The 15292-nt window shown below is 38.6% G+C and carries 16 protein-coding genes; 14 read left to right on the forward strand and 2 right to left on the reverse strand.

The features are described from left to right. The first annotated feature begins 1 nt into the window (after position 1). Complete coding sequence (locus KO521_RS01540) at positions 2–307, forward strand: hypothetical protein (protein WP_194534315.1); 306 nt, start codon at positions 2–4, stop codon at positions 305–307. 18 nt (positions 308–325) lie between these two features. Beyond that, complete coding sequence (locus KO521_RS01545) at positions 326–532, forward strand: YgaP family membrane protein (RefSeq protein ID WP_194534316.1); 207 nt, start codon at positions 326–328, stop codon at positions 530–532. Between the two features lie 84 nt (positions 533–616). Here the strand turns inward: KO521_RS01545 and KO521_RS01550 are convergent, their stop codons facing one another. Beyond that, complete coding sequence (locus tag KO521_RS01550) at positions 617–2914, reverse strand: TonB-dependent receptor (RefSeq protein ID WP_215938148.1); 2298 nt, start codon at positions 2912–2914, stop codon at positions 617–619. 81 nt (positions 2915–2995) lie between these two features. Then, positions 2996–3373, reverse strand: coding sequence for a hypothetical protein (locus tag KO521_RS01555; RefSeq protein WP_215938149.1), 378 nt, complete (start codon positions 3371–3373; stop codon positions 2996–2998). Between the two features lie 72 nt (positions 3374–3445). Here KO521_RS01555 and KO521_RS01560 point away from each other — a divergent pair, with 72 nt between their 5' ends. The 12 genes from KO521_RS01560 (at position 3446) to KO521_RS01615 (ending at position 15288) form a co-directional block, all read left to right on the forward strand. Further along, positions 3446–3646, forward strand: a complete 201-nt coding sequence (locus KO521_RS01560) for a sulfatase/phosphatase domain-containing protein (RefSeq protein WP_215938150.1) — start codon at positions 3446–3448, stop codon at positions 3644–3646. Between the two features lie 63 nt (positions 3647–3709). Next, on the forward strand, positions 3710–5152 hold the full coding sequence (locus tag KO521_RS01565) for a sulfatase (RefSeq protein ID WP_215938151.1): 1443 nt from the start codon (positions 3710–3712) through the stop codon (positions 5150–5152). Positions 5153–5391: 239 nt separating this feature from the next. Then, positions 5392–6132, forward strand: coding sequence for a DUF6250 domain-containing protein (locus KO521_RS01570; RefSeq protein WP_215938152.1), 741 nt, complete (start codon positions 5392–5394; stop codon positions 6130–6132). Positions 6133–6163: 31 nt separating this feature from the next. After that, positions 6164–7372 carry a DUF4861 family protein gene (locus KO521_RS01575; RefSeq protein ID WP_215938153.1) on the forward strand — a complete coding sequence of 403 codons (1209 nt, stop codon included), beginning with the start codon at positions 6164–6166 and terminating at the stop codon, positions 7370–7372. 6 nt (positions 7373–7378) lie between these two features. Then, positions 7379–8692 carry a sugar porter family MFS transporter gene (locus tag KO521_RS01580; protein WP_215938154.1) on the forward strand — a complete coding sequence of 438 codons (1314 nt, stop codon included), beginning with the start codon at positions 7379–7381 and terminating at the stop codon, positions 8690–8692. Positions 8693–8712: 20 nt separating this feature from the next. Further along, entirely contained in the window at positions 8713–9543 is an 831-nt protein-coding gene (gene kduI / locus KO521_RS01585; RefSeq protein ID WP_215938155.1) for a 5-dehydro-4-deoxy-D-glucuronate isomerase, read from the forward strand. Between the two features lie 33 nt (positions 9544–9576). Next, positions 9577–10341: an SDR family NAD(P)-dependent oxidoreductase gene (locus KO521_RS01590; RefSeq protein WP_215938566.1), complete on the forward strand. Its 765-nt coding sequence runs from the start codon at positions 9577–9579 to the stop codon at positions 10339–10341. 166 nt (positions 10342–10507) lie between these two features. Further along, on the forward strand, positions 10508–11377 hold the full coding sequence (locus KO521_RS01595; protein ID WP_215938156.1) for an AraC family transcriptional regulator: 870 nt from the start codon (positions 10508–10510) through the stop codon (positions 11375–11377). Between the two features lie 93 nt (positions 11378–11470). Next, on the forward strand, positions 11471–12796 hold the full coding sequence (locus tag KO521_RS01600; RefSeq protein WP_215938157.1) for an L-fuconate dehydratase: 1326 nt from the start codon (positions 11471–11473) through the stop codon (positions 12794–12796). A 7-nt stretch (positions 12797–12803) separates the two neighbouring features. Continuing rightward, positions 12804–13580 (forward strand): SDR family NAD(P)-dependent oxidoreductase, encoded by a 777-nt coding sequence (locus tag KO521_RS01605; protein WP_215938158.1) that lies wholly within the window; start codon positions 12804–12806, stop codon positions 13578–13580. Positions 13581–13630: 50 nt separating this feature from the next. Next, positions 13631–14488, forward strand: coding sequence for a fumarylacetoacetate hydrolase family protein (locus KO521_RS01610; RefSeq protein WP_215938159.1), 858 nt, complete (start codon positions 13631–13633; stop codon positions 14486–14488). A gap of 11 nt (positions 14489–14499) precedes the next feature. Next, positions 14500–15288 (forward strand): SDR family oxidoreductase, encoded by a 789-nt coding sequence (locus KO521_RS01615; protein ID WP_215938160.1) that lies wholly within the window; start codon positions 14500–14502, stop codon positions 15286–15288. The last annotated feature ends 4 nt before the right edge of the window (positions 15289–15292 follow it).

The following is a 15292-nucleotide window of genomic DNA, read 5'->3' on the forward strand; positions in this document are numbered from 1 at the left end:
AATGAAACTACTTATAGTAACTGTCGTAGAGGAATTTGAAAAGGATGTCCTGCGGCTATTCAAAAAAGCTGGTATTGATAGCTTTAGCAGTTCAGGTATTGATGGGTATAAAAATCATACCGAAGTATTACGGGCGGCCAGTTGGTTTCCCAGCGAAAAAGAAGGCGTAGAATCTAGTTTGTTCTTTTCTTTTGTTGAAGAAGATAAAATTGATACTCTTTTTATACTAATCAGAGAATTCAATACCACCTTGAAAACTAGTAATCCTATTAAGGGAGCTGTAGTGCCTATTGAAAGGTATATTTAATTTAAAAAAATAATGAAAATGCTAAATACATATTTTAGAGTTATCGTTGGTATAATGGTTTTGTTAAGCGTTGTTCTAGCCGTATACGTAAGTATAAATTGGTTATGGTTTACGGTATTCATAGGGGTAAACCTAATACAATCGGCATTTACAAAGTGGTGCTTGTTAGAAACTATCCTTGTGAAGTTAGGCGTTAAGAAAGAAGGGAAAGGTTGTAGTATTTAAGCTACTGAACCTTTACGGCATATCAAATAAAAAATGCCCCGCTGAACGTTATGTTCAACGGGGCATTTTAGTTTAATAATAAGATTAAAACTTGTACTGAACGAAAGCCGATAGATTTCTTCCGGGGTCATTTATCGGTACACTCTCAAAATCCGCTTGATTGTTGTAAGAGAAATTTAAGTGGTTGTTGTATGTTTTATCAAACACATTTAAAGCTGCAACCCCAATAGTTACATTTTTAAAAGGAACCACGCCTAAGCGTACATCCAAAATATCATACCCATCAGTTACAGTTTCTCCAAAAGAAACAGCAATGTTATCTTGTTTTGATGTTAAGGTATAATTGGCGTTCGCCCAGAATTTTTCTTTTTCAAAACCTAGTTTAAATCTTGTTACCAAAGGCGGTACAAGGGGTAAGGATTCGTTTAAGTCTTTATTTTTGGCGTAGACATAAGATAGCTCTGTAGTAAAATTGAAATTATTTAAAAAATCTACTCCGGCATTTACTTCAAAGCCAGTTTTATAGGCATCATCCAAATTTCTAAAAACCTTTACGCTTGTGGGTTCTTGCGTAGGCATGAACTTTCGGGTTTGGGTGGGATCTATTACGGCCACAATATAATTCTCATAGAAAGAATAGTAGAAAGAACTACCATAATTAAACTGGTCAAAACCATTGGCCTTCAAAGGTATTTTTCCTTTAAAACCAACCTCGAATTGATTGTTTACCTCCGCATCAAGATTAGGATTGCCAATGTATTCATACGAATCTTGCCCAACGCTAAAATGATTGATAAAACGCTCAACCATATTTGCGGAACGAACGCCTCTACCATAGGCAACCTCCATTAAAAACTGACTGGATAGGGCATACTTAATAGATGCCGTACCGCTTATATTATGTTCTGTACGTTTGTCTAAATCAGTATATAATGCAGAAAAATCTGCTTCAGGATCTTTTATATCGGATATCACTCCATCGTAACGTAAACCCGCCGTTAAAATAGTCTTAGGACTGATAGGGTACTTTCCTTCTACGAACAATCCAAAATCATTGATATATGAATCTTGCCAAACCTTATCGGTAAATTCCATTGGTGTTGCCAAGGTGCCCATAGCATTTTGTTTCACCAATCTGGTACGTTGTCCATCTCTAGCAATATGAAGCATATCAATACCGGTAAACAAGGTTAGTTTTTCAGAAGGTTTGAGCTCCAATTCCAATTTCCCTCCTGCGGTTACGGCATCTACAGAAGATACGGCATCTACCATCATAAAAGTTGGGCGCTGCGCATTGTTCATTAAGTGATCCACATAACTGTAATAGACTTTGGCATCTAAGCCTTTGAGTACACCACTTAGGCCATTTAAGTTATAATCCAAAGATAAGATAGAACTATCGTCTGTTTCCGTATCCATGGGCAGTCCGGCATGTAGAACGTCTCTTCCGAATGATTGACGCCAATGCGCTTGCAGCCTTTGGTTTTCGGAAAAGTTATAGCCCACGCGTAATCCATAGTCCAAACTTCTAAAAGACGAAGGAATTTCTATACCATCACCATCTTCATAATTACCAAAATCTCTAAAGCCTACGTTGCCTACCACATCATATTTTTCTGTGGCCTGTTGTAACCGTGCCATAGAAACCAGTGAGTTTCCGTTGGTTTCATAACCACCCTGCACGCTTCCGCTAATGCCGTAGTCTTCAACCCCTGGTTTTTGTGTCACCAAATTAACTATACCACCAAACGTAGCTCCATAGCGTACGGTATAAGGACCTTTAATAATTTCTATTTTTTCTATTTCTTCCGGAATAACATGGGTAGTAATAGGGTCCATCCGGTTCGGGCATGCATGCATAGCTTTTGTGCCACCATCAAACTGCACATTTAATTGTTCATATTGGCTAGCTCTAAATGAGGGGTCAATAGCATAGTTTCCTCGTTTTATCAAGGAAAAACCGTTGAGGTCATTGAACAGGTCGGCAACATTTCTAGGTTGCACTATTTTCTTAACGTAGTCATTGGTTACTACGGCAAATACGGGATCTATTTTCGCGTTACCGGTTACCATTACGCCATTTACTTCAAAGGGTTCTTCTTCTATAAGAAATTGGTTAACGGTATCAGAAGGAGATATAAATTGTTGTATGGTTTTATATCCCATATAGGAGATGGTAACGGTAGTACCTTTTTCAGGAATTGAGAGTTGGAAATTTCCATCAGCGTCTGTGTAGGTAGCTTTACCATTTTGAGCAATGACATGTGCTTCTGGGAGGGGACTGTTATTTTGGCCATCTAAAACCTTTCCGTTGAAATTTTGGGCCATACTTAATTGCCCAATAGTAAACAGTAGGGATGCCAATAGATATTTGAAATTCATAATTGGAATCTATTAAATTATACGTGTAAATACTATCGAATGCGGTTGTCAGCATTCGGAATAAGAAAGTGGAGTATAGTTTTAGACTCTGGGAGGATGCTTGATGCGGTCTGAAAAACGAAAGTTATAATTATCCGTATGGATTAAATCAAAACTATGTGTGGTCAAAACAGATGGAAACCTCACTTCAGAAAGGGAATGCAGAAAAAAAAGTGTTTCAATTTTTAGAAATTCAAGATTTAAAGGGGCGTTTTTTTCTTGACTATCTTGAGCGATTATTTGGGATAATGCACATTTGCCATTACATTGTAACTCTGGTTTGTTCTTGTTTTCGCAAAGGGTTTCAATAAAATCCTCGGTGAACAAAGTATAGTAGCCAATAATCCCTGCAATCTTTAAGCTGCTTGCCAGGGTTATGGCCAAAAATATAATTGATATGATGAGCTGCGATGGTTTCACAGGGCAAATGTAACTGCTACTTTTGGTTTAGAAAGTGACAAAAGTCACCTTAAAGCTGGTTTCTTAAAATAATTGGATAAAAAAGTCCGAATAAAAGACCCGCAAGAATTGAATAATGTATTTGATGACCCTGACTATTCGGAAATAGTAACAGAGCTAAAACAGAAATTAGTAGAGCTTAGAAAGAAATATAAAGATTTTCCAGAGTTGGATCAAGAATATATAGATATCTATAAAGAAATGAATGCCGAAAAGGAAAACGATTTCTGGTAGTCATTATCATCCTGTTTTAAAATAAAAAATAGCGTTCCTATTAAAATCTAAACTAACAGCTCAATGCGAAAAGAAATAATTACGTTTTTTACTTTAATGTGTATGGTTGGCAATGTTATAATTGCCCAGCAAAAAAACGTACTTATTATTTGCGTAGATGACCTTAGACCAGAACTCAATTCGTTCGGGGCAAATTATGTCCATTCTCCAAATATTGATAGCCTAGCATCTGTAGGGCGTGGGTTTAGTCGTCATTATGTAAATTCTCCTAGTTGTGGGCCTTCACGTTATGCTTTTTTGACCGGACAATATGGGTTGGAATATAGAGGGGAATATAATCAATCATTATTCAAAAGAGCGGAAGCAACTCAAGATAAGAGTGCAAGTATAGCTGCTAGTATGCCAGAGTGGTTTCGAAGCAATGGGTACACTACGGTTTCCGTAGGGAAGGTATCACATCACCCGGGAGGAAGAGGTGGTGAGAATTGGGATGACGAGAACATTCCCGAAATGCCCAACGCTTGGGATAGACATCTAATGCCCATTGCGGAATGGGAAAACCCTAAAGGCGCCATGCACGGATTATCTTTTGGAAAGGTGCGCACATCTACTGATAGAGATGTACTAGAGACAGTTGATGCAAACGATAAAAGCTATCCCGATGGGCATATTGCCGAAGAAGGTTTGAGACAGTTAGAGGAATTGGCTAAAGGTGACAAACCTTTCTTTTTAGCGATCGGACTCATAAAACCACACTTGCCATTCGGGGTTCCAAAGCGCTATTTAGACCGCTATGAGAATGCGGATATTCCTCCAGCCTTACATCCAGAAAAGCCAGAGGGAATTACCACTTGGCATGGTTCGGGAGAATTTATGAGCTATAACCGTTGGGATAAAGACCCTCGTGAGGATAAAGATTTCGCATTGAAACTTAAAAAGTATTATGCTGCTTGTGTGAGCTATGCTGATAAACATGTAGGCGATATAATGAAGAAACTAAAAGAAACCGGTGCCGATAAAAATACGATTATTGTACTTTGGGGAGACCACGGTTGGCATTTGGGCGAACATGCCATTTGGGGAAAGCACAGTCTATTTGAAGAGTCGCTGAAATCACCCTTAATTATATATGACCCAAGTATGGGTGATAAAGGGCAGATGACGGATGCCATAGTAGAATCGGTAGATGTATTTCCTACCTTATGTGAAATGACCACCTTGCAAATTCCTGATTTTGCACAAGGCACATCTTTAAAAGCTATTGTAGAAAATGCCGATGCAGAAGGGCATGATGCAGTTGCCTTTAAATCTCATGCAACAACAATTAGAACTGATAAATACCGGTTTGTACAGCATAAGAGTGGCGACGTTGAATTATATGATCACCGAACGCCTGAAGGGGAGCAATTTAATATTTCAAAGGAAAACCCAGAGGTTGTCAAACAATTAAAGGATAAAATGTTAGCCAAAATGGGTAACAAGGCATTTGTGTTTTCTATTAGATGAGTACAGTTTTTATCAATTGAAAAGACAATAAAGTTTAAAGGAGTCAAAATAGAACAGCATAATTATAGGACAGATGTGGTTTACATTAGATACAAATGAAACTCTAGATGCCTATTTTGTTAGTCAAAAAAAATTGAGTGAATTGAAATTGATTTTTCTACTTTGGGCCATAGATTTAACTTAATTTACGGGGCTATAATTGGCAAAGCAGAAAAATATCAAGATCACATAAAACAAAAATGAAGCAAAGAATTAAAAACAAATTAGTAGCTACCGTACTAATAGTATGGGTAATTTCAAGCGCGGTAATTGCACAAGAAGAACAGGTTAAAATTAATGATACATATACAGCAAATGCAAGTTTAGTGTATTTGGATTCTTTTGAATTGGGGATGGAAAACTGGAAGGTAGAGCAAATGCCGGGAGGCACAGTAGGCCTAAAAGATGGAAAGATGGAAATTACGGATATTGCCGGTTGTACTGTTTGGTTGATGAAAGAATTGCAAGGACCGCTTATGATAACCTATGAAGCTTATGTTATAGATGAGGGTGGACCACAGGATCGTGTATCAGATCTAAACTGCTTTTGGATGGCAAAAGATTTAGAGAATCCGGATAATCTTTTTGCTAATTCTGCAGAACGTGGGGGCAAATTTTCAAACTATGACCATCTTAGATTGTACTATATGGGGGTTGGTGGCCACGATAATACCAAAACCCGTTTCCGTAGGTATAGTGGAGATGGTGAACGGCCGTTGTTGCCAAAATATGATTTGTCAAAAGAGAAATATCTTATAGAGGCGAATACGTTGACCCAGATAAAAATTATAGCCTACAACGGAATCATTCAGTACTACCGAGACGGGGAATTAATTATAGAGTATAATGATCCAAACGCATATTCCTCAGGATATTTCGGTATTAGAACGGTTAATAATCACATGACCATAGATAATTTTAAGGTCTATAGTCTTGAATAAAAAATAGCATAGTAACACTAAGATATAATCCATGAAAAGCAACCTATCTATTCCTTTAAAACTCGCTCAGCTATCAGCACTCTGTTTGATAGTGGCTTGCGAACCTGTAGCCAAGAGTGAAACAGTTTCTGTGGCGGTTAAAAATAATCTTGATTTTCCTAGAAATGAAGTCGTGGGCGTGCACATTGAAGATTTATCCGGAGTTCTTGAGAATAATGAAGAGAAACACCTTCGTGTTCAAGAAATTGGAGCCCAAGATTACCTGCGTACGCAATGGATAGATAATGACCAAGATGGAACAAATGACGAGTTACTATTTCAGGCAAATGTAGCGGCTAATGCCAGTTCTGAATATCTCATTTTAGTCGATAGTACAAAAGCTTCTGAAGAAAGCGATGTAATAGCCTATTCGCGTCTCGTACCTGAAAGAACGGATGATTATACATGGGAGAATGATAAGGTTGCTTTCAGGACATATGGGCCAACAGGCGAAAAAGAAGCTTTGGCAGGTGTTCCGGGAAGTACGCTTTCCAGTGGAATTGACTTATGGTTAAAACGTACCGATAAGGCCGTCATAAATAATTGGTATAAGGCACACGAAGGTAAACCTGGTGCTTATCATAAAGATCGCGGTGAGGGGTATGACCCGTACCATGTGGGTGAAAGCCGTGGTACCGGTGGTATCGGTATATGGGAAAACGACAGCCTTTTGGTTTCCAACAATTTTACGGTTTCTAGAACATTGGCAGACGGGCCTTTGCGAACGGTTTTTGAGCTGGACTATGCCCCGTGGAGTGCATATGGAGTAAAGGAGACCAAACGAATCACCCTCGATTTAGGTTCTAATTTTTCTAAGTTCGATATCGCTCTTTCTTCGGAAAAAGAGGTTCCAAATTACACGGTGGGTATTACGTTGCACAAAAATGAAGGTGATGCCGCTATAAACAAAGAAGAGGGGTGGTTCCGTCATTGGGAAACTATAGATAGCTCAAAAGTAGGAGAGGGTATTGTTTTAGACCCTACAATAGTACAAAATGCCATAATCTACAAATCCGATGCTGTAGATCAGAGCAACCTTTTAATTATAACCAAACCTCAAAAAAAACTGACGTATTATGCAGGTTTCGCTTGGGACAAAAGTGGACAAGTTAGTTCTTTAGAAGATTGGGAAAATATACTGAAACAACAGTCTCAGGTTTTGTCTAGTTCATTGTCTGTTTCAGTTAAAAAATCTAAATAAAGCGCTATGAAAACTAAGTTGCTTTTTACCTCTTTTGTAGTGGCCCTAGCGGGATTCTTATTCGGTTTTGATACCGTTGTGATTTCGGGAGCGGACCAACAATTACAGGCTTTATGGGGTACTTCGGACCTTTTTCATGGCACCTTTATTATGTCTATGGCACTTTGGGGAACGGTTTTAGGAGCTATTTTTGCCTACATTCCCTGTGATAAAATAGGCCGAAAAAATACACTGTTGTGGATTGGTGTTTTGTATCTCGTGTCCGCCTTAGGTTCAGGTTTGGCCACTGATCCGTATCTGTTTTCGTTCTTTCGGTTTTTAGGAGGGTTAGGGGTAGGAGCATCTACAGTTGCAGCACCTACCTACGTGTCGGAAATAGCACCGGCAAATAGTCGTGGCCGTCTGGTAGCCTTGTATCAGTTCAACATCGTTTTCGGAATTCTGATTGCATTTATCTCTAACTTCTTGTTGAAGGATTTTGGTTCGGAACCTTGGCGTTGGATGATCGGTATTGAAGCGCTACCGGCATTAATTTACACTTTGGCTATGTTGGGGGTTCCTAAAAGCCCTAGATGGTTGCTAGAGAAGAAAAATGATTTGGAAGAGGCGAAAAGGATTCAATTGGACCTCACGGGTACCGAGTTGGATGAATCGGTCATTCATGAGTTGAAAGCTGAACAAACCGAGAAATCCGCATTGTTTGTTAAAAAATACAAATTCCCTTTAATGCTGGCATTTTTGATTGCCTTTTTCAATCAATTATCCGGTATTAACGCCTTTCTATACTACGCACCTCGGATCTTCAGTTCTGCAGGTTTGGGAGAAAATTCGGCTTTGCTGAGTAGTATTGGTATAGGCGTTACAAATTTGGTATTTACTTTATTGGGACTTTATTTAATAGACAAAGTAGGGCGTAAAGTATTAATGTACATCGGTTCTATTGGGTATATTATTTCCTTAACTATGGTCGGTTTGGCCTTTATGTTAGATTGGGAAGGAATGATGGTGCCAATTTTCCTTTTCATGTTCATTGCCTCGCATGCCATTGGGCAGGGTGCGGTAATCTGGGTATTTATATCCGAGATATTCCCCACAAAATTACGGGCTCAAGGGCAGTCTTTCGGTACCTCTACCCATTGGGTACTCGCTGCATTGATAACCCTCATCATGCCTATTGCCTTGGGTAGTTTATCAAACCCTGGTATTGTATTTTTCTTTTTCAGCGGTATGATGGTACTACAGCTGTTGTTCGTCATTTTCATGATGCCGGAAACAAAAGGGAAGACATTAGAAGAGTTACAAAAAATAATAACAAAATAATTAAATCAAAAAATCAGAAAATGGAAGTTAAGTACGCTGTGCATCCGGATGATGCCAAATTATATGACACACAAAGAATACGAAAAGAGTTTCACAGCTCAGACCTTATGGGAGAAGATGTGATTACCATGATATATACCCATTATGACCGTTTTATGTACGGAACGGCATTCCCAAAATCAAAAAGCCTTCAATTGGAAAGTTATGATGAGTTGAAAGCCGATTATTTTTTACAGAGAAGAGAATTGGGTGTTATCAACGTTGGAGGAAAGGGAACAGTTACCGTAGACGGTGAGGTTTTTGAATTGGAAAATTTAGAAGCTCTATATGTGGGTAAAGGTTCAAAAGAGATAAGTTTTGCGAGTACGGACAATTCCGAGGCGGCGCAATTTTATTTGAATTCCGCTCCCGCACACAAAGAGTATCCAACCAAAAAAGCAACCCGTTCAGATGCTAATATAGTGGAATTAGGTGCTGTTGAAACTAGTAACGAAAGAACATTATATCAGTACATTCATGAAGACGGAATTCAGAGCTGTCAGTTGGTAATGGGGTATACCGAATTGAAAAAAGGAAGCGTTTGGAACACATTTCCACCGCACACGCATGAGCGTAGAATGGAAGTTTATTTCTATTTTGATATTCCTGGTGATAATATTGTAATGCATTATATGGGGCAGCCACAGGAAACACGCCACATTGCTATGAAAAATTTTGAAGCGGTAGTTTCTCCACCATGGTCTATTCACTCAGGTTCGGGTACCAGTAATTACAGATTTATTTGGGGAATGGCAGGAGAAAACAAGGCATTTACAGATATGGATGGCGAACCTTTACAAGGCGTACTTTAAATTTTTTAAAAACGATAGTTAGAACAAATTATGATATTGGATAAATTCAGTTTAAAAGGAAAAACAGCTTTGGTAACAGGGTGTAAACGTGGAATCGGTTTTGCCATGGCGGAAGCTTTGGCGGAAGCCGGAGCGGATATTATTGGGGTTTCCGCTTCATTGGAGCTTTCAGGTTCAAAAATTGAAAATCGCATAACCGAGTTGGGGAAAAGCTTTAAAGCCTATCAGTGCGATTTTAGTGATAGAAAAGCTTTGTATGCTTTTATTAAAAAAGTAAAAAGTGAAAATCCTAAGATAGATATCTTGGTAAACAACGCAGGTACTATTTTAAGACAACCGGCAACCGAACATAGTGATGAGTATTGGGATAAGGTAATTGAAGTAAACCAAAATGCTCAATTCATACTTTCTAGGGAAATAGGAAAAGAAATGGTGAAAAGAGGGAACGGAAAAATCATTTTCACCGCTTCTTTATTGACGTTTCAAGGAGGTATTACCGTGCCAGGCTATGCCGCTTCAAAAGGAGCGATAGGTCAGTTAACTATGGCATTATCTAACGAATGGGCATCTAAAGGAGTAGAGGTAAATGCCATTGCTCCAGGCTATATTTCTACGGATAATACGGAAGCTTTACGAAAAGACGAAGACCGTAGTACATCCATTTTAGGGCGAATTCCGGCCGGAAGATGGGGCGAACCTGAAGATTTTAAAGGCCCCATTGTGTTTTTGGCATCACAAGCATCAAATTATATGACAGGTACCGTTATGTTAGTTGACGGAGGCTGGATGGGCAGATAATAGAATTATAAAATTTTAACTAAAATCAACATTAAAACAAGCAGAAATGAGAATAGTATAACGGTATCTTGTTCACGTTTTTCATATTTGTTTGGGTTTTATGTTGTGAGTAGTTTAGCATCAGTAGATAAAATAGGAGCCTCATTCTATATTAAAATAGTGGTATATGAAACTTCAATTATTGGATAGGACTTCTGTATCTGATCGATCATTTTCGATTAACCATAACTTATATCCAAATTTCTTAAGGGTATGGCACTATCATCCGGAAATTGAGCTGGTCATTATTTTAAAGAGTACAGGAACACGTTTTATTGGGGATAGTATTGAAAAGTTTCAAGAAGGGGAAGTAGTTCTTATAGGCAAAAATGTGCCTCATATGTGGTTGAATGATGAGGCTTATTTTGAACCGGACAGCACACTTGAGGCCGAAGCTTTTGCCATTCATTTTACTCGAGATTTTTTGGGGGAGGGATTTTTTGATATCCCGGAAATGAAACAATTGTCCAATCTTTTAAACAGGGCAAATAGAGGTATAAAATTTAACGCTTTAAATAAAGAATGTGTTGAAAGAATAATGAATTTGATCAATTACGATTCCACTACTCGAATATTTAAGACAATTGAGATTTTAGTTTCTTTATCTAAGCAGGAAGACTACGAATTATTGTCTAGCGCTACCTATGTAAATGATTTTCAACAGACCGATAATTCTCGTATGGATAAGATATATGCCTATGTATTCGAGAATTTTAATGATGGAATTAGCGCCAGTGATGTAGCGGAAATGACAGGTATGAATAAATCTGCATTCAGCAGGTACTTTAAAAAAGTAAATAGAAAATCTTTTACCAGATATCTTAATGAAATAAAGGTAGGTTACGCCTGTAGACTACTTTTGGAGAACAAAGAAAGCATCACGTCCATTGCCTACTTATCAGGATTTAATAATATTTCCAATTTTAATAGGCAGTTTAGGACTATTCATAAAATGGCACCTTCATTTTATCTGAAAAAGCACCAATTAAGGGGCTAATATTACTTATTGGGCAAAAAAAGTATCGATATTGGTATTTCTATTGGTGGTTTATAATTAAGGGTGATACTATTTTTATCAAAATTTTTGATGATGTCCAAAACAACGACAATCACGAATGTTGAGATAAAAGACGTTCGTTTTCCAACGAGTAAGTCCTTAGATGGTTCGGATGCTATGAATCCCGATCCGGATTATTCTGCGGCCTATGTTATTCTTAAGACTAATTCCCCGCAAGGACTAGAAGGTCACGGATTAACATTTACAATTGGTAGGGGTAATGAATTATGTGCCGCAGCAATCCAATCCTTAGCCCCGTTATTGGTTGGGAAAACACTGGAAAGCTTTACGGCAGATATGGGTGCCTTTTGGAAAATGATTACAGGAGATAGTCAGTTACGTTGGTTAGGTCCTGAAAAAGGAGTTATTCATTTGGCAACAGGTGCTATGGTTAATGCGGTTTGGGATTTGTATGCTAAAGCAGAAGGCAAACCTTTATGGAAGTTGTTGGCCGATATGACTCCTGAAGAACTGGTGCGTTGTGTTGATTTTACATACATAACAGATGCCGTTACGCCTGAAGAAGCACTGGCGATGTTAAAGGAAAAAGAAAGTTCAAAACAAGAACGTATTGCTAAACTAAAGCAAGATGGCTATCCAGCGTATACGACTTCGGCCGGTTGGTTGGGGTATTCGGATGATAAGATGAGAAGGCTTTGTAGGGAGGCAAAAGCTGCCGGATTTGACCATATGAAAATTAAGGTAGGGTCCGACTTGCAAGATGATATGCGCCGAGCAGCGATTATTCGTGAGGAAATTGGAGATGATCTTCGGTTGATGATGGATGCGAATCAAAAATGGGATGTAGATGAAGCCATTGAGAATATGGCGGAACTGAAAAAGTTCAATCCGTATTGGATTGAAGAGCCCACAAGTCCAGATGATATTTTAGGTCATGCCAAGATAGCCAAGGCGGTAGCGCCAATTAAAGTAGCTACGGGAGAACACTGCCAGAACAGGGTAATGTTCAAACAGTTGATGCAGGCCAATGCCATAGAAATATGCCAGATAGATAGTTGTAGGGTAGGGGGCGTCAATGAAATATTGGCCATTCTATTCATGGCGGCAAAATTTAATATACCGGTTTGCCCACATGCCGGTGGAGTTGGACTTTGTGAATATGTACAACATTTATCAATGATCGATTATATTGCTATTAGTGCCTCTTTGGAAAACCGTATTATTGAATATGTAGATCATTTACATGAACATTTTTTTGATCCCGTGGTTATCAAAAATGGAGCGTATATGCCACCTAGTATGGCTGGGTACAGCATCACAATGAAACCGGAATCTCTTGCGGAATACAGTTTTCCTAATGGGAGTTATTGGGAGAAGGAATTAAATACAACATTATAAATAACCTATGAAATTTAGTTTAGAAAATAAGTCGGCTGTGGTTACCGGTGGCGGTAGTGGTATTGGGAAAGCCATTTGCTTGGCGCTAGCGGAGCAAGGAGCTATTGTTCATATTTTGGAGTTAAACAAGGAGATTGCTGAGGATACGGTTACTCAAATAGAAAGTATGGGTAGTAGTGCTTTTGTATACTGTTGTAATGTGGCTGTTCAAAGTGAAGTTATTGCGGCATTTGAAGAAATAAAGACAAAAGGTTCTATTGATATTTTAATCAATAATGCTGGTATTGCGCATATTGGAAATTTGGAAAATTGTAAAGAAGAGGACTTAGACCGCTTGTATGACGTAAATATCAAGGGTGTCTATAACTGCATGTACGCAAGTATAGAATCATTAAAAAAGTCTAGTGGAGTGATTGTAAATATGGCTTCAATTGCTTCCTCCGTGGGGATTAATGATAGGTTTGCCTATTCCATGACCAAGGGGGCGGTATTAACTATGACGTATTCCGTGGCCAAAGATTATTTGGCAGATGGTATTCGGTGCAATTGTATTTCCCCAGGTAGGGTGCACACCCCTTTTGTAGACGGGTTCATAAATAAAAACTATCCCGGTAGGGAAAAGGAGATTTTTGAAAAGTTATCAAAAACGCAGCCAATCGGCCGAATGGGAAAACCGGAGGAAGTCGCTAATTTGGCGGTATACCTTTGCTCGGAAGAAGCGTCATTTATTACGGGAACCAATTTCCCTATAGATGGTGGTTTCGTTACCTTAAACGGTTCATAAAATATATCCTTTCAAAGGAAAATAGACACATATCAACATAAAGAATAAAGATGAAATTAATAAGATTTGGAAGTATAGGTGAAGAAAAACCAGGAGTGCAATTAGATAACGGCACACGGTTGGATGTTTCTGAATTTGTTTCAGCAGATTATAATGAAGCGTTTTTTGGAACTAATGGCATACAAGAATTGAGCGATTGGTTAGAAAAGAACGAAAGAAATTGCCCGGTGGTTTCTGATGCTGTGCGTTTAGGTTCACCATTGGTACGCCCTTCAAAAATTGTATGTGTAGGCTTAAACTATGCCAAGCATGCAGCGGAAAGTGGTATGGCTATTCCAAAAGAGCCCGTACTTTTCTTTAAAGCTACTTCTGCTATTGTTGGACCAAATGATGATGTTATCATTCCTAAAAACAGTGAAAAATCGGATTGGGAAGTAGAGCTTGCCGTTGTTATTGGTAAGAAGGCCTCTTATGTAGAAGAAAAAGATGCATTAGACCATGTAGCCGGTTATGTCTTGCATAACGATTATAGTGAGCGTGCTTTTCAGATAGAAAAAGAAGGCCAATGGTGCAAGGGAAAAGGATGCGATACTTTTGCGCCTATAGGACCTTTTATTGTCTCTGCAGATGAAATTAAAGACCCAAATAATTTGGATCTATGGTTAAAATTAAATGGAGAAAAGATTCAAGACAGCAATACTTCAGATTTTATTTTCAACGTACAAGAAGTAGTAAGTTACATTAGTCAGTTTATGACTTTATTGCCAGGCGATATTATTTCAACGGGAACACCTTCTGGTGTCGGTTTGGGTTTCAATCCGCCTAAATACCTAAAGGCAGGTGATGTTGTAGAGCTTGGTATTGAAGGGTTGGGAACCTCTAAACAAAACATAAAAGCATATCAATAAATAGAGAATATATGGATCTAAACTTAAAGGACAAAGTCATTATTGTAACCGGCGGTTCAAAGGGAATTGGTCTGGCTATAAGTCAGATTCTATCCAAAGAGGGAGCAATTCCTTATATAATAGGTAGAAACAAACCGAATATTATTGGGGTGGCCAAAGAGATTGAAAAAACCGGTGGGCAAGTGGGTTTTGCCTTTGCAGAGTTAACGGATCCAGAACAATGTAAAGTGGCCGTAGAACAGGTCATTTTAAGATTCGGAAGGATTGATGGACTTGTAAATAATGCGGGGGTCAATGATGGTGTTGGTTTGGAAAATGGTAATTATAAAGATTTTATGGCCTCGCTACATAAGAGTTTGGTCCATTACTATTTAATGGCGCAGTATGTACTTCCTGAGCTGAAAAGGAATAAAGGGGCAATCGTAAATATTGGCTCAAAAACATCATTTACCGGGCAAGGTGGAACATCGGGCTATGCAGCTTCCAACGGAGGAAGAAATGCACTCACCAGAGAATGGGCTGCGGAACTTTTACCTTATGAGATCAGGGTGAATGCTGTAATAGTGGCGGAATGTTATACGCCATTGTACGAAAGATGGATCAATACTTTTTCGGAACCGGAGAAAAAATTGAAATCCATTACGGACAATATTCCTTTGGGAAACCGAATGACGGAAGCTTCGGAAATTGCGAATACCGTGGTTTTCTTATTATCCGATGTTTCGAGCCACACTACAGGGCAATTAATTTTTGTTGATGGAGGATATACCCATTTAGACCGAGCAATTACAGCCGAATAAAAAC

The sequence above is a fragment of the Zobellia uliginosa genome (assembly GCF_018860745.1).
GTDB lineage: Bacteria > Bacteroidota > Bacteroidia > Flavobacteriales > Flavobacteriaceae > Zobellia > Zobellia uliginosa_B.

Coding starts and splice junctions, on each gene's coding strand:
- KO521_RS01540 (WP_194534315.1), top strand. CDS start 2: ATGAAACTACTTATAGTAACTGTCGTAGAGGAATTTGAAAAGGATGTC.
- KO521_RS01545 (WP_194534316.1), top strand. CDS start 326: ATGCTAAATACATATTTTAGAGTTATCGTTGGTATAATGGTTTTGTTA.
- KO521_RS01550 (WP_215938148.1), bottom strand. CDS start 2,914: ATGAATTTCAAATATCTATTGGCATCCCTACTGTTTACTATTGGGCAA.
- KO521_RS01565 (WP_215938151.1), top strand. CDS start 3,710: ATGCGAAAAGAAATAATTACGTTTTTTACTTTAATGTGTATGGTTGGC.
- KO521_RS01570 (WP_215938152.1), top strand. CDS start 5,392: ATGAAGCAAAGAATTAAAAACAAATTAGTAGCTACCGTACTAATAGTA.
- KO521_RS01575 (WP_215938153.1), top strand. CDS start 6,164: ATGAAAAGCAACCTATCTATTCCTTTAAAACTCGCTCAGCTATCAGCA.
- KO521_RS01580 (WP_215938154.1), top strand. CDS start 7,379: ATGAAAACTAAGTTGCTTTTTACCTCTTTTGTAGTGGCCCTAGCGGGA.
- kduI (WP_215938155.1), top strand. CDS start 8,713: ATGGAAGTTAAGTACGCTGTGCATCCGGATGATGCCAAATTATATGAC.
- KO521_RS01595 (WP_215938156.1), top strand. CDS start 10,508: ATGAAACTTCAATTATTGGATAGGACTTCTGTATCTGATCGATCATTT.
- KO521_RS01600 (WP_215938157.1), top strand. CDS start 11,471: ATGTCCAAAACAACGACAATCACGAATGTTGAGATAAAAGACGTTCGT.
- KO521_RS01605 (WP_215938158.1), top strand. CDS start 12,804: ATGAAATTTAGTTTAGAAAATAAGTCGGCTGTGGTTACCGGTGGCGGT.
- KO521_RS01610 (WP_215938159.1), top strand. CDS start 13,631: ATGAAATTAATAAGATTTGGAAGTATAGGTGAAGAAAAACCAGGAGTG.
- KO521_RS01615 (WP_215938160.1), top strand. CDS start 14,500: ATGGATCTAAACTTAAAGGACAAAGTCATTATTGTAACCGGCGGTTCA.